This window comes from Rickettsiales bacterium (assembly GCA_035765535.1).
Taxonomy (GTDB): domain Bacteria; phylum Pseudomonadota; class Alphaproteobacteria; order Rickettsiales; family JABCZZ01; genus JABCZZ01.
In genome coordinates this window covers 522,076-537,694 of sequence record DASTXE010000003.1, presented here as the reverse complement: position 1 = coordinate 537,694, position 15,619 = coordinate 522,076, and the positions used below count along the sequence as shown (strand labels likewise).

Sequence of the window (15,619 nt, the reverse complement as noted above, 5' to 3'; positions counted from 1 at the left end):
TGCCTTGTGCTGGCTCCTAGCTATGAAAGGCAGGTTCTTATGCTATTTACACGTACCGCGATGACAATCGATATGGGATCGCTTGGCGCACGGCTCGAGGAAGAACTTCGCCAGCATAAAGGCAAATATATCCTGCAGGGCATTCTGTTCATCCTGGCCGGAACGCTCGCGGCTATGATACCGACAGCCACCGCATTAAGCGCAGAGTTGCTGCTTGGCGTCATTATACTGGGTATCGGTGCTTTACAGCTTATGCTCACATTACGGGCCCGCATGCACTGGTGGTCTCTTCTTTCGTCGATCCTATCCATTGCCATAGGCCTCATCATGATCTGGAAGCCTCTGCCTGTCCTGCTGACTTTCGTCACATTGCTTGCAATTTTCATGACGCTGGAGGGTATATTCGAACTGTTCCTCGCGTTTCAGTTCCGCCCTTTGCGCAATTGGGGATGGATGCTGTTCTCGGGCACTATTACTCTGCTGCTGGCACTCCTGCTGTGGATTGGCTTTCCCGCATTCGACATTCTGTATATGGGCTGGATTATTGCGGCTAATCTCCTGCTTTACGGAGTCTCCCTGCTGATGCTGGTCTGGCGCGTATCTCCTTGACGGTATGACGCAGTAATTGCTATTAAGAGTAATAATATGACCGGTATTCTTGAAGGAAAAAAGGGGCTCATCGTCGGCATTGCCAATGAGCATTCCATCGCGTGGGGTTGCGCGAAAGCATTTCGCGATGCCGGAGCCGAACTTGCCATTACATACCTGAACGACAAGGCCTACCCTTTTGTTGCTCCTCTTGCCGCCCAGGTGGAATCGCCCATCGTCATGCCGCTCGACGTCAGGGACGATGCGCAGATGGAAGCATTATTCAGCACTATTTCGACTCAATGGGGCAAGCTTGATTTTCTGCTGCATTCGATTGCTTTTGCTCCCAAGATCGATCTACAGGGCCGCGTGACCGACTGCTCGCGCGAGGGTTTCCTAAGCGCCATGGATATTTCGTGCTATTCCTTCATTAAGATGGCACGTATGGCGGAGCCGCTGATGAAAGATGGCGGCTGCCTTATCACCACCAGCTATTACGGCGGCGAGCGCGTAGTGGAGCATTATAACATGATGGGACCGGTTAAAGCTGCGCTTGAGGGGACCATCAAATACCTTGCTTATGAACTGGGCGATCAGCGCATTCGCGTCAATGCGCTTTCCCCGGGACCAATCCTCACACGCGCTGCCAGTGGCATCGCCAATTTCGATGACCTGATTGAGGGGGCACGACGCAAGAACCCGCATCACGAGATGCCGACGATTGAGGATGTAGGGGCAATGGCAGCATTTCTGGCCAGTGACGGCGCACGCCATATGACCGGCAATGTTACCTATATCGACTGCGGCTATCATATCATGGGGTAAAACATGCGAGAACAACTGGATATTGACCATATCGCGCAGCATTTTCTGGAGCGGGCCAAATCCGTGCCGAAGATACGTACGGCCATCGTGCATCCCTGCAGCGACGATGCGCTGGTAGGCGCGGTCTCGGCAGCACGTGAGGGGCTGATCGAGCCATTGCTTGTGGGGCCGCAGGTAAAAATCCGAGCTATTGCCGAACAGCAAAAGCTGGATATTACACCCTATACGATTATCGATGTACCCCATAGCCATGCTGCCGCGGCTGAAAGCGTCAGGCTTGCCAAAGAAGGCCGCGTCGAGGCGCTCATGAAGGGAAGCCTTCATACGGACGAACTAATGGGCGAAGTAGTAAAGCAGGAGAATGGGCTACGCACGGAGCGGCGTATCACCCATGTATTCGCGCTGGCCAGCCGAAACTATCACAAACCCTTCTTCGTCACCGATGCCGCCATGAATATCGAGCCTGATCTGCTGGTGAAGCGCGATATCGTACAGAATGCAGTGGATCTGCTGATTGGTATCCATGAAACCCCGATTATACCCAAGGTCGCTCTGCTCTCTGCCGTGGAAACGGTGAACCCGGCGATGCAATCCACTGTGGACGCGGCGTGCCTGTGTAAAATGGCCGACCGCGGCCAGATCAAAGGTGCGATCTTGGACGGTCCGCTCGCGTTCGATAATGCGATCAGCCTTGAAGCCGCAAGAGTTAAAGGGATCGATTCTCCCGTTTCCGGCGACGCGGATATCTTTCTGACTCCTGATCTTGAAGCCGGAAACATGCTGGTCAAACAGCTCATTCTACTAGACGGCGCATCCGCTGCGGGTGTGATTCTCGGCACGCGCATTCCTATTATCCTGACCAGCCGTTCCGACAGCGTGCAGTCACGCATCGCCTCTTGCGCGCTCGCTGTGCTGATGGCGGATGCCATGCGCAATGGCAAAATCACCTACCTCAAGGTGTAATCGATGCGCATTCTTGTCATTAATGCCGGCAGTTCTTCGGTCAAATTCAGCGTATTCGATATGACGCACGGCGAGCAATGCTTCAAATCTGAGATCGAGCGCGTAGGCGTGATGGAAGATGCATTAAGGGAGATTCCTAGGGCACTGGAAAACGCGGGACAGCAGCAACTGGATGCGATAGGTCACCGCGTCGCCCATGGCGGCAGTCTTTTTCGCGATGCGACACTGATTAATGAAGATGTGGTGGATGATATTGAAGCCTGCGTGCCGCTTGCGCCGCTGCATAATCCGCCGATTCTTGCCGGGATTAAGATGACGCGCAAGCTCTGGCCGCTGCTGCCGCAGGTCGCTGTGTTCGATACGGCATTTCATCAGAACATCCCGGAATATGCTTATACTTATGCCGTGCCGAAAGCATGGCGCGATGCGGGGTTGCGCCGCTATGGGTTCCACGGCACATCGCACCGCTATATCATGGAACGCGTTACGGAAGAGCTGCGAACACCCGCCGCCAGGCTGCGCATTATCAGCTGCCATCTTGGCAATGGCGCAAGCATCTGCGCCATTCAAAACGGCGTTTCCATTGACACTTCCATGGGCATGACTCCACTGGAAGGGCTTGTGATGGGCACACGTTCAGGCGATGTCGATCCGGGTATTTTCACCTATCTGGAGCGCACTTTGGGACTTTCTGCGGATCAGGTGGAAAACGCTCTTTATCATGACAGTGGCCTTGCAGCGCTATCAGGCTGCGGCAATGACATGCGCGATATTGAGAAACAGGTTGCCGCCGGCGACGCGAAAGCACAGCTGGCGCTTGAAGTCCATACTTACCGCGTAAAGAAGTATATTGGCGCGTATGCGGCAGCGATGGATGGTGTAGACGCCATCGCCTTCACCGGCGGCATCGGTGAGAATTCCGCACTTATCCGCAGCCGCATTTGCAATGGGTTGGAGTTTCTTGGCCTGCAATTCGACGAGGCAAAGAACGCACAGGTCAAGCTCACCGGCTATGAAGCGCCGCAAATCCAGCGTGACAGTTCACAGGTGCGCGTACTCGTCACGCAGGCGCGGGAACAATGGATGATTGCGAAGGAAACCGCACGCATTGCCGCTTAGGCCGCCTGCGTATTCTCCTCTTCCAACGCTAGGGCCTTAGCTTTCTGATAGTCCACCTTGCCCGTACCCAGTAGCGGCACCTGCTTCAACACCATGATCTTACGCGGAAGGGAAAGCTCATTTATCTTTTCATTACGGAAATGCTTCAGCAGATCGTCGCGATTTGCATCTGTGTAATCCGTGAGCAATATGATCTGCTCCCCTTTCTTTGCATCCGGCACCGTGACAACAGCATGCATATTCGAGGGCCACAGCTTACTGATGGCACTTTCCACCGCCGTAAGCGACACCATCTCACCGCCGATCTTAGCAAAGCGTTTAGTGCGGCCCTTGATCGAGATATACCCCAGATCATCCACAGCGACGATATCGCCCGTATCATACCATGGCCCGTCAAGCGGTTCCAAGATGCCCGGTTTTTCCGCACGGAAATAGCCCAGCATGATGTTAGGACCTTTCACGAAGAGCTGTCCGCCCTCTTCGATGCCCGGCACTTTCTCAAGCTTATATTCAATCCCCGGCATGAAACGCCCTACCGTGCCCGCCTTGTTCTGCATCGGCGTGTTCGTGCTGACGACCGGCGCGGTTTCGGTTGCTCCGTACCCTTCAAAAATACGCACGCCGAATTTTTCTGAATAAACTTTGCGTGTTTCTTCCTTGAGCTTTTCCGCGCCTGAGAATACATAGCGCACACTATGCAAGTCATAGGGGTGCGCCATACGCGCATAGGCTGACAGGAACGTATCCGTGCCGAACAGGATGGTCGCGTTCGTATCGTAAATCAATTCCGGGATGATGCGGTAATGCAGCGGCGACGGATAATAAAACGACATGATACCTGAAAGTATAGGCAGCAGCGTACCGCCCGTCAGGCCAAAGGCATGGAACATCGGCAGGCAGTTGAAGACTATGTCCTGCGGCCCGAAATCCACACGGCTTGCCAATTGAAAACGGTTAGCCTGAATATTGGCGTGGCTCAGCGCAACGCCTTTAGGCGTTCCTTCCGAACCTGATGTAAACAGGATTACCGCGGGATCATTAAGCCGCGCGCTATTGCACAGCAGATAAGCAAACGATGGGAACCTTCCAGCTACCAGCCCAAAAAGCTTGTCTCCTATCGTGATTTTCTTGCGCAGCTTTTCCAGGTAGACAATCTCTATGCCTGCATCTGCCAGTTCGGAAACCGCCGTTTCCAGCTTTGCCATTCTGACGAAGCGCTCCGATGTCAGTACCGTTGACACTTGCGTGCTTTTGCAGGCTGCCGCCATTTGCGCGCCGCCTGCCGTGAAATTCAGCATCGCCGGTATACGCCCGAATGCATGCAGGCCGAAGAAAACAAGCGATGTATTCACTGAGGTTGGCAGCAAAACCCCTACTGTTTTCTGCTTACCGCAAACACGCTTCAGCAGACGCCCTAGCACAAAACTGCGCGTGATAAATTGCGAATAGGTCAGTGGTTTGCGTTCTATATCCTCCGCAATCACATGCGAACGCCCATGAATACACTGCGCATGAATCAGCGATGCGAACAAGGTATGATTTTTGTCGCTGCTGTCGAACATCATCTGCGACATGACATCGTAAAGCTGCATGCCTGCTACCTGCCTGCGTTTACGGCCTTTGATTTCTTCCGGTACATTAAAGGAATGAGGCGGCAGCACGGTTAAGGTGATCTTGGGGAACCAGCGTATCCGCACTTTACCTTTCAGGCGTGAAAGCGGCGTATATTGCGCGCCGTCAATGCGGATCGGCAGCACTTTTGCGCCGGATTTATCCGCGATCATGCCCGGCCCTTCATAGACCTTCATAAGCGAGCCGGTGACCGTAATGCGACCTTCCGGGAAGATCATGCATTTGCGGTTGCCGCGTATCGCCTCGATGAGCGACTTGGTTGCAAGCGGATTCGTGGGATCGAGCGCATAGGCATCCACCAGCACGAGCAAGGGCTTCATCCACCAGCGTTTGGCAATATGCGTGTTCACCGCGAAAGTGACTTTCTCCGGCAGGTAGGCTGCAATCAGAGCCGCATCCAGAAAGGAAGTGTGATTGGCAATGAGCAATACCCTGTCGCCTGCTGCCGTGAAATTCTCCATGCCCTTCACTTCCACGCGGTAAAGCAAGGAAAGCAGCAGACGCATAACGGAGCGCAGCGCCGCATCCGGCAATAATTTGCAGATATAAATCGCCACCAGACCATTGGCAATCGCCACGCTCAGGAACACTTCCGGTATCGTGAAGGAAAACTTCAGCATGACCAGCGTGAGTATGGCCGAACCGACCATGAACAGCGCGTTCAATATATTATTGCTTGCGATGGTGCGCGCTCTGGAAGCCGGATCGCTGCGCTCCTGCATGATCGCATAGAGCGGCACGATATAAACGCCCGAACTTACCGCCATCATCACCAGGTCAAACAGTATGCGCCAGCTTTGCGGATAGCGAACGAATTGCTCGGCGCTCAGTAACGCGCCTGCCGCTGCATGCGGCGTATGCTGGCTGGCAAAATACAGATCGATTGTGAACAAGCTGATACAGATCGCTGCCAGCGGCACAAATGTAGCCTGCACGCTGCCGCGTAAGAGTTTGTTGCACAGCATAGAGCCCAGACCGATACCAACGGAGAACATTGTCAGAAAGAGCGTGACGACCGTTTCATCCGAATGAACAACATCTTTGGCGAAGGTCGGAAACTGGGCAAGGAATGTTGCGCCGACAAGCCAGAACCACGAACTGCCGAGAATGCTTAAGAACACATCTTTCTGCCTGCTGCTTTCCGCAACAATGCGCCAGGTCTGGCGGAACAGGTTCCAGTCCACGCGTAAATCCGGCACGGGCGCAGGTGCCGTGGGGATGGAGCGGCTTGTGATATAGCCGAGCAGCGCCACAGCTATAATGCCGATTGCTACCATCGTGATACCGCCGTCTTTGAGCACCAGCAATCCGCCCAGAATCGTGCCGAGCAGAATGGCAAGGAATGTGCCTGCCTCAATATAGGCGTTGCCCTGAATCAGCTCGTTTTCTTCCAGATGCTGCGGCAGGATCGCGTATTTTATCGGGCCGAAGAAGGTTGCCTGAATGCCCATACAGAAAAGCACGAACAGCAGGAACCATGCGTTCTGCATATAGAACCCGGCAGCCGCGATTACCATCAGCACGATCTCGGCGATTTTAGTGTAACGCGCCATCGTAGCTTTGTCATAGGCATCCGCCATTTGACCGGCAGGCGCGGAGAACAGGAAAAACGGCAGAATGAAGAGTCCCGCTGCGAGCGTTACCAGCAACTGCGCGTTCTCGCCGGTTTGCGCCGCAATACGGTACGTGATAAGAATCACCAGTGCATTCTTAAACAGGTTATCGTTAAACGCTCCGAGGAACTGTGTCAGGAACAGGGGAAGAAACTTTTTGCTGGCTAGCAATGCCGGTTTGGCCATGGTTTTACCTTTAGTTTATTTAAACGCCCGCTCATATTGCACGGGCGGGTTTATTTCCGCTTTCAATATTTTTGCTGCATGCAGCGGCCAATAGGGATCGCGCAGGAACTCGCGTGCCAGCAGCACGAGATCGGCCTGACCTGTTCTGATGATATCGTCCGCCTGCTGCGCCTGCGTGATAAGCCCGACTGCTCCGGTCATTATATCAGCCTCTTGCCGGATATGCTGCGCAAAGGGCACCTGATAGCCCGGGGTATTGGGAATGCGTACATGCGGCACCAGACCGCCGGAGGAGCAATCGATCAGGTCCACGCCCTTTGTTTTCAATAATGCTGCAAGCCGGATAGATTCCTCTTCGTTCCAGCCGCCTTCTGCCCAGTCGCTCGCGGAAATCCTCACGAATAACGGCAAACGCTCCGGCCAGACCGCGCGCACGGCATCCGTCACCTGTAGTACGAAACGGATGCGGTTCTCAAATGAGCCGCCGTAACTGTCGGTGCGTTTGTTGGAAAGAGGGGAAAGGAACTCATGCAGCAGATACCCATGCGCGGCATGGATCTCCAGCACTTCAAACCCGGCCTTGAGCGCGCGCTTCGCCGTATCGGCAAAGGCCTGCACAAGCCCCGCTATCTCTGACTCGCTAAGTGCTGCGGGGACCGGTTCGGTTTCCCGGAATGCCACAGCACTCGGCGCGACCGTTTGCCAGCGTCCTTCATCCTCCTCCAGTACCGCACCACCATTCCAGGGAAGGCGACAGCTTGCCTTACGTCCGGCATGGGCGATCTGAATGCCCGGCGCGGCGCCTTGTGATTTTATAAATGCAGTGATCTGCGCGAGCTTGGCGATATGTTCGTCTTTCCACAGACCATGATCGCCCGGCGTAATGCGCCCGCGCGGTTCCACCGCAGTTGCTTCCATCATGACGAGTCCTGCCCCGCCCACAGCGCGGCTCCCCAGATGCACGAGATGCCAGTCTGTTGCAAATCCGTCCTCACAGGAATACTGGCACATCGGCGAGACGGCGATGCGGTTGCGTAGCGTTACGCTTTTTATAGAAAGAGGTGAAAAAAGATGTGTTTGCGTCATACCATATCCCACTGCGGCGCGAATGCCGGATTTACAAGCCGTGTATTGCCGCTGAGTTTCGCGATGGCTGCCTGCTCGTCTGCGGTTAGATTAAAATCGAATATTTCCAGATTCTCACGTGCATGCTTCTCGCTTGCCGCTTTGGGCACTGCCGCAACGCCTTTTTGCTCCATCAGCCAGCGCAAAGCCACCTGCCCGCCTGTTTTGTCATATTTATTGCCGATTTCCATAAGCAATGGGTTGCTTGCCAGTGAACCGTTTGCCAGCGGGCGATATGCCGTAACAATAATATTATGGGCCTGCGCATATTCCAGCACGGCACGTTGAGACAGCAGCGCGTGATATTCCACCTGATTACAGGCAATGGGAGCTTTGCATTCTTCGACCGCACGCTTCATCCAGTTTACTGGAAAATTACTGACGCCGATGGCCTTCGTCTTGCCCTGATGCAGCAACTCCTGCATTGCATCCAGTGTTTCTGCCAGCTTCACCGCCTCGCTCGGCCAATGCATCAATAGCAGGTCGACATAATCCATGCCGAGTCTGGACAAAGATGCATCTGTAGAAGCCTTTACGCGATCCCGTGCGTAATTATCCATCCATATCTTCGTGGTGATAAAGAGGTCGCCCCGCGCGATGCCGGATTCTTTGATCGCCTGCCCCACTTGTGCCTCATTCTCATACATCTGGGCTGTGTCGATATGACGGTAGCCGAGATCGAGCGCCATCCTGATTGCACGAACACCTTCACTGCCTACAAGCCGCCAGGTTCCTAACCCGAGCGCTGGAAGCGACGTTCCCTGCACATCAAGAAACTTCATAGTTGTCCTTGTACATAAAGAGGGGGCGAATAATCGCCCCCTTAACTCTTCCCTTTTTAAAGGAATCTTTCTTACTTTACAAGATTGCCGAGTACATATTGCAGAATGCCGCCGCTGCGGAAATACTCGATTTCATCCAGCGTGTCGATGCGGCACATCAATACCGTATTTTCTTTGCTGCCATCTTTGCGTGTGATGGTGCAATGGATATCCATACGTGGTTTGATCCCAGCGCTTAATCCTGCGAGTTCAACGGTTTCCGTGCCATCGATCTTAAGCGATTTACGGTCCGTACCTTCCTTGAAGACCAGCGGCAGAACGCCCATGCCCACGAGGTTGGAACGATGGATACGCTCAAAGCTTTCCGCAATTACCGCTTTGACGCCTAACAGGTTCGTGCCTTTGGCTGCCCAGTCGCGCGAGGAGCCGGTGCCATATTCTTTACCAGCGAAGATCACCAGCGGAGTGCCCTCGGCCTTGTAACGCATTGCCGCATCGTAAATCGACATCTGCTCGCCGCTCGGGATGTATTTCGTCACGCCGCCTTCCACGCCGTCCAACATCTCGTTCTTAATACGGATATTGGCAAACGTGCCGCGCATCATAACTTCATGGTTACCGCGGCGTGCACCGTAAGAGTTGAAATCCCTCGGCTCAACGCCGTGATCCGTCAGGTATTTTGCTGCAGGGCTGGTTTTGGAAATATTGCCTGCGGGCGAGATGTGGTCTGTTGTGATGGAATCACCCAACACTGCAAGGATACGTGCTCCTTTGATATCGGCGATCTCCTGCTGGATGCCGCCCTCAAAGTAAGGCGGATTGCGCACATAAGTGCTCTGTTCATCCCACGTGTAGGTCTTGCCTTCGGGAGCTTTAATGCCTTGCCAGAATTTATCGCCGCTGAATACATCAGCATATTTGCTGGCGAATTGCTGTGCATTGACGGATTTAGCCACAGCCTGTTTCACTTCCGTCGTTGTCGGCCAGATATCCTTCAGGTAAACGGCTCTGCCGTCCCTGCTCGTGCCGATGGGGTCTTTCGTAATGTCGATATTCATCGAACCGGCAATCGCATAGGCCACCACGAGCGGCGGAGAAGCCAGATAGTTTGCTTTCACGAGCGCATGCACGCGACCTTCGAAGTTACGGTTACCCGAAAGCACCGCCGCCACAACAAGGTTATTATCCTTAATGGTCTTTTCGATCGGGTCCAGCAGCGGGCCAGAGTTACCGATACAGGTCGTACAGCCATAGCCAACAAGATTGAAGCCCAGCGCATCCAGGTCCTTGTTGAGGCCGGAAGCTTCCAGATATTCGGTTACCACCTTGGAGCCGGGTGCCAGAGATGTCTTCACCCAGGGTTTTACCTTGAGCCCGAGCGCATGTGCTTTGCGTGCGACCAATCCCGCACCGATCATTACGGAAGGATTGGAAGTATTCGTACAGCTCGTAATGGCCGCAATGACAATAGCGCCGTGTTGCAGCGTGAAATCACTGCCTTCGACCTGAGCAGGCTTATCGGGCGCATTGGCGCTGTTAAGCGTCGGCATAGCATCCGCAAAGGATTTAGTGGCATCCACCAGCGATACGCGATCCTGCGGGCGTTTCGGGCCGGCAATGCTTGCTTCCACCGTGCTCATATCCAGCGACAGCGTATCGCTGAACACGACCTGCGGATAGTTCTCATCACGCCACATGCCCTGCGACTTGGCATAGGCTTCCACCAGCTTGATACGGTCTGCATCGCGGCTGGTCAGATTCAAGTAATTCACCGTTTCCTGGTCGACCGGGAAGATACCGCAGGTCGCACCGTATTCCGGCGCCATGTTTGCAATCGTCGCGCGGTCTGCGAGCGGCAGGCTGTCGAGCCCTGCACCGTAGAATTCGACGAATTTACCCACCACGCCTTTTTTGCGCAGCATGTTCGTCACCGTCAGCACGAGGTCCGTTGCGGTGACACCTTCATTCAGCTTGCCTTTCAGCTCGAAGCCGACCACTTCCGGAATCAGCATGGATACCGGCTGGCCGAGCATCGCCGCTTCCGCTTCAATACCGCCTACGCCCCAGCCCAGTACGCCCAGACCATTGATCATCGTAGTGTGCGAGTCCGTGCCGACGAGCGTATCGGGATAGGCCACGTCTTCATCCGTCCAGACGACCTGCGCAAGATATTCCAGATTCACCTGATGGCAGATACCCGTTCCCGGCGGAACGACGCGGAAATTATTAAATGCTTTCTGTCCCCAGCGCAGGAACGCATAGCGCTCACCATTGCGCTCCATTTCGAGTTTCACGTTTTCATCGAACGAGCCTGAGTTGCCGTAAGCATCCACCTGAACGGAATGGTCGATGACCAGATCGACAGGCGAAAGCGGGTTAATCACATCCGGGTTGCCTTTTGCTTTTTTCACGGCATCACGCATTGCGGCGAGATCCACCACCGCAGGAACGCCTGTGAAATCCTGCATCAGTACGCGTGCAGGGCGGTAAGCGATTTCGCGATCCGAAGTTTTATTCTTGAGCCAGTCGGCAAATGCCCTGATATCATCCGTGGTGACGCTTTTGCCATCTTCATGACGCAGCAGGTTTTCCAGCAGCACCTTAAGCGAGAAAGGCAGGCGCGAAAAGTCGCAGTTCAGTGCTTTTCCGGCGTCGGTAATACTGTAATACTGGTACGACTTTCCTTCGACGTTCAGCTGTTTCTTCGTCTTCAGAGTATCATTTGCCACGTGTTTCATAGGATTCCTGTTGATAATGATTGACCGATTCCGGCCCGAAGCTCTCTATGTATAATAAAAATGTGAATAATAGGTTAATATTACGCACAATCTGCATATTACCGTAAAATAGAGCGTCTTTTTATCAAAGGCAAGTCACCATAAAGTCACACCGGGTATCAATTTGATGTGAATTTTAGCGCATATGACTAGTAGCAGACTGACTAACGCCAGCCTGCTACTTATATAAATATTCTGGTACAGTTCTTACCGGCTGATCGGCTTAAACTTAATACGGTGCGGCGTAACTTCTCCACCCGTACGGCGCTTATAGTCTTCTTCATAATCCTGGTAATTACCCTCAAACCATTCAACGTGGCTGTTGCCTTCAAAGGCAAGCATATGCGTCGCGGTACGATCGAGGAACCAGCGATCATGGCTGATGATAACGGCGCAGCCTGCGAAATCTACCAGCGCTTCTTCCAGCGCACGAAGCGTTTCCACGTCCAGATCGTTCGTTGGTTCGTCGAGCAGCAGCACGTTCGCGCCGGATTTCAGCATTTTGGCCAGATGCACGCGGTTGCGTTCACCGCCTGAAAGCGAGCCGACTTTTTTCTGCTGGTCCGATCCCTTGAAGTTAAACGAAGAGCAATAAGCGCGGCTTTTCACCGTGCGCTTTCCCAGTTCGATTTCCTCATGGCCGCCGGAGATTTCTTCCCATACGGTTTTATTGTCGTCGAGCGAATCGCGCGACTGGTCGATATAACCGAGTTTCACTGTTTCGCCGACCTTGAAAGTACCGGTATCCGGCTTTTCCACTCCCGTAATCATCTTGAAAAGCGTTGTCTTACCTGCCCCGTTGGGCCCAATGATGCCGACGATGCCGCCCTTAGGCAGTTTGAAAGACAGATTATCGATAAGGAACTTGTCGCCAAAGCTTTTGCTTAAGCCCTCCGCTTCAATCACGAGATCGCCCAGACGCGGTCCGGCGGGAATAATGATCTGTGCCGTGCCGGGCTGCTTATCCTGGGTCTGCGCAAGCAGTGTTTCATAAGCCTGCAGACGCGCCTTGCTCTTGGCCTGACGAGCCTTGGGCGACTGGCGCACCCATTCCAACTCGCGGGCGAGCTGTTTCTGGCGTGAATTTTCTTCCTTTTCCTCTTGCTCGAGGCGTTTCTCTTTCTGCTCCAGCCATTTGGTATAATTGCCTTCATACGGCATGCCTTTGCCACGGTCGAGTTCCAGAATCCAGCCGGTCACGTTGTCGAGGAAGTAACGGTCATGGGTAATCATAACGACGGTGCCCGGATATTGCTCCAGATAATGTTCCAGCCATGCCACCGATTCCGCATCCAGATGGTTGGTCGGTTCGTCCAGCAGCAGCATTTCCGGCTTTTCCAGCAAAAGCTTGCACAACGCCACGCGGCGGCGTTCACCGCCGGAAATCTTGGTCACATCCGCATCCGCAGGCGGACAGCGCAGTGCATCCATCGCGATTTCTGCCTCGCGTTCGATTTCCCAGCCATTGCAGGCTTCGATCTTTTCCTGCAGCTCGCCCTGCTCTTCCATGAGCTTGTTCATTTCATCGTCATCAGTCACTTCGCCGAGTTTCATGCTGACTTCGTTAAAACGGTCGAGCAGCGCCTTCTTTTCGGCAAGCCCCTCCATGATGTTGCCCATCACGTCTTTCTTCGGGTCGAGCTTTGGCTCCTGCTCAAGATAACCGATCTTCACGCCTTCCGCCGCCCATGCTTCACCAGTAAAATCCTTATCGAGTCCCGCCATGATTTTCAGCAGCGTGGATTTACCCGCACCGTTGGGGCCGATAACACCGATCTTCGCCCCCGGGAAAAAGGACAGCCAGATGCCTTCCAATACTTTCTTGCCGCCGGCATACGCCTTGCCGAGATCTTTCATTACATAGACATATTGATACGAAGCCATAATGCTGTATTTCCTTGTATATTTTGATTATTAAGGCGGATTTTCATCCGCATTTATTTGCTGGGTCATTGTATAGCCCGTATGCGGCCCTGTTGTAAACCGTTATTGAGAAGCGTTGCACGTCCCAACTCATCCCTGAGAAACTTACGTGCCGAAATTAGGGCGCGGTTCAGGGTTTTCATCTTCAGCGTCATGCTTCTGCTCTAAATAATGCTGCATATCGTTGAACTGACTGAAGGCCCCCTCCAGTACTTTAGCCCCGTGCACTGTCTGTAAAGTCAGGTCAATGGTAAAGCATGTTCCCTTACCAAATTCGCTGCGCACCTGGATGGTTCCACCCATTGCCTCCAGCAATTTCTTTGTGATCGCAAGTCCTAGTCCTGCGCCGCCGTATTTCTGAGCCACATGCGAGTTCGCCTGCACGAATCGCTCGAAGATATGAGGCAGCTGCTTTTCCTTTATACCGATGCCGGTATCTGCCACTTCCATGCGGATATTTATATGATCGTCACCGGCATTCCTGCAATCCACCGTTAATTTCACACCGCCTTGTTCTGTGAATTTTACGGCATTGTTTGTAAGATTCATCAGTACCTGCTTCAATCGCAGCGGGTCTCCTACAACCAATCTATCAGGATGCGCCAGGTATTCGATCTGAAGCGAAATATTTTTCTTCTGCGCCTGAACGCCATTCACTTCTATGATCTCTGTTAATAATTGTTCAAGATCGAACGGCTTTTTGTCGAGCTCGAGATATCCTCCTTCAATCTGACTGAAATCGAGCAGGTTATTAACAAGTTCCAGCAATGTTTGCGTACTGAGATGGAGTGTTTTTACTATTTTCTTGTATTGCTGCGGGCTGACCGTCTGTTTTTCGAGAATAGAAGTCAGGCCAAGAATCGCATTCGCGGGCGTTCTGACATCATGACTCATATTCGCAAGGAATTCCGACTTTGCACGATTAGCGCGTTCGGCACGTTTTGCATTCTTGCGGGCATAAATCTCGCTTCTCTTGCGGGCCTTTTCATCCCGCAGACGCCTTTTGGCCACGGCGACATAATACGCAATCGTCTGGATGAATTCTATTTCATCCTGTTCGAAACCGCTTTTGCGACATTTTCCAAACGATACGGTGCCTATCAACTCGCCATTGCTGATCAGCGGCTGGCAAATATAAGCGTATATTCCCATTCCGTAGAGGCGTGAGGATTTCGCGCTGGGATGATTCTGGAAGTCATTGATGATAATGGGGGCGTGTGTCTGCGCCACTGTGCCGCATATATCCTGCCCGAATTCCAGTCTTGCCACACCGGTCACACTGGTATATTCGCCGCTTGCGACATATAATTTCAGGTAAGGGAGCGTTTCGTTATCCGCTACGTCATAATTCAGGAAAATATCTGCCTGAATATGCATGGATGCTTTCTGGAAGATGCGCTCCATCATGCTTCTCGGATCATCGCTCTCTCCCAGTTCGGCCGAGAATTCTGCCAGGAGCCGCAGCCATTTGTTGCGCCGCTTCAGCATTGTTTCCGTTTCCTTACGGGCGCTGATATCGACCAGCATGTTAAGCGCACCTGCAAATGATCCATCTTCTTCATACATAGGAGTGGGATGCGGCAGAACGGGTACGAGCGTACCATCGCAATGCTTCAGAGCCACCTCTACACCCCGTACAGGGCGTTTCTCAGCAAGCGCTATGCTGAAAGGATGCTGTTGCCACGGAAGCTCCACTCCCTCCGGCGTATAAACAGATGCAAACTGATGCCATTTTGTTTTTCCGATTTCGGGACGCTTTTCCCATAATTCCGCCGCCGCGTTATTATAGAAAGTTAAAGTCCCTTCCTTATCGGTGGTATATAATGCAGCGGGCATTAATTGCAGAATATCTTCATAGCGCTTCATGCGCGCCTTGTACCGTGCAACTCCACGTTTATATCCCAGCCCGAAACTGATTATTGCTGCAGAAAATAAGAAGACAGAGGCCGCTGAAATAATAAAAATATGCATAACATCATCATGTAATTAGGCGAATCCATCCGCTTCTCTTATTCGAATCGGACTGGTAGTCAGCGGCGCGCACTCATATGAGTAAATTTCTTCAGCGATTATAGTTAGAATTTCG

Annotated in this window: 10 protein-coding genes; 4 read left to right on the top strand and 6 right to left on the bottom strand. The window is 53.0% G+C overall.

Translation table 11 applies throughout. The features are described 5' to 3' along the window. Positions 1-39 precede the first annotated feature (39 nt). The 4 genes from VFT64_05580 to VFT64_05565 are packed head-to-tail and all read left to right on the top strand — an operon-like array spanning position 40 to position 3,495. Positions 40-609 (top strand): DUF308 domain-containing protein, encoded by a 570-nt coding sequence (locus VFT64_05580; protein HEU5047300.1) that lies wholly within the window; start codon positions 40-42, stop codon positions 607-609. Positions 610-645: 36 nt separating this feature from the next. After that, complete coding sequence (gene fabI / locus VFT64_05575) at positions 646-1,413, top strand: enoyl-ACP reductase FabI (protein ID HEU5047299.1); 768 nt, start codon at positions 646-648, stop codon at positions 1,411-1,413. Between the two features lie 3 nt (positions 1,414-1,416). Further along, a complete protein-coding gene (locus VFT64_05570) occupies positions 1,417-2,376 on the top strand; it encodes a bifunctional enoyl-CoA hydratase/phosphate acetyltransferase (protein HEU5047298.1) in 960 nt (319 codons plus the stop codon). A gap of 3 nt (positions 2,377-2,379) precedes the next feature. Then, positions 2,380-3,495, top strand: a complete 1,116-nt coding sequence (locus tag VFT64_05565; GenBank protein HEU5047297.1) for an acetate kinase — start codon at positions 2,380-2,382, stop codon at positions 3,493-3,495. On the opposite strand, the gene VFT64_05560 is transcribed toward VFT64_05565, so the two are convergent. The 6 genes from VFT64_05560 to VFT64_05535 form a co-directional block, all read right to left on the bottom strand. Further along, positions 3,492-6,926, bottom strand: coding sequence for an acyl-[ACP]--phospholipid O-acyltransferase (locus tag VFT64_05560; protein ID HEU5047296.1), 3,435 nt, complete (start codon positions 6,924-6,926; stop codon positions 3,492-3,494). The genes VFT64_05565 and VFT64_05560 overlap by 4 nt on opposite strands. Before the next feature lie 15 nt (positions 6,927-6,941). Then, entirely contained in the window at positions 6,942-8,012 is a 1,071-nt protein-coding gene (namA, locus tag VFT64_05555) for an NADPH dehydrogenase NamA (GenBank protein HEU5047295.1), read from the bottom strand. Continuing rightward, the gene (locus tag VFT64_05550) at positions 8,009-8,833 is read right to left on the bottom strand and encodes an aldo/keto reductase (GenBank protein HEU5047294.1); all 825 of its coding nucleotides are present in this window, start codon (positions 8,831-8,833) and stop codon (positions 8,009-8,011) included. Before VFT64_05550 ends, namA begins: the two co-directional genes overlap by 4 nt. A 71-nt stretch (positions 8,834-8,904) precedes the next feature. After that, positions 8,905-11,571, bottom strand: coding sequence for an aconitate hydratase AcnA (gene acnA / locus VFT64_05545; protein HEU5047293.1), 2,667 nt, complete (start codon positions 11,569-11,571; stop codon positions 8,905-8,907). Positions 11,572-11,817: 246 nt separating this feature from the next. Continuing rightward, positions 11,818-13,494, bottom strand: a complete 1,677-nt coding sequence (gene ettA / locus VFT64_05540; protein HEU5047292.1) for an energy-dependent translational throttle protein EttA — start codon at positions 13,492-13,494, stop codon at positions 11,818-11,820. Between the two features lie 144 nt (positions 13,495-13,638). Beyond that, entirely contained in the window at positions 13,639-15,399 is a 1,761-nt protein-coding gene (locus tag VFT64_05535; GenBank protein HEU5047291.1) for an ATP-binding protein, read from the bottom strand. Between the last annotated feature and the right edge of the window lie 220 nt (positions 15,400-15,619).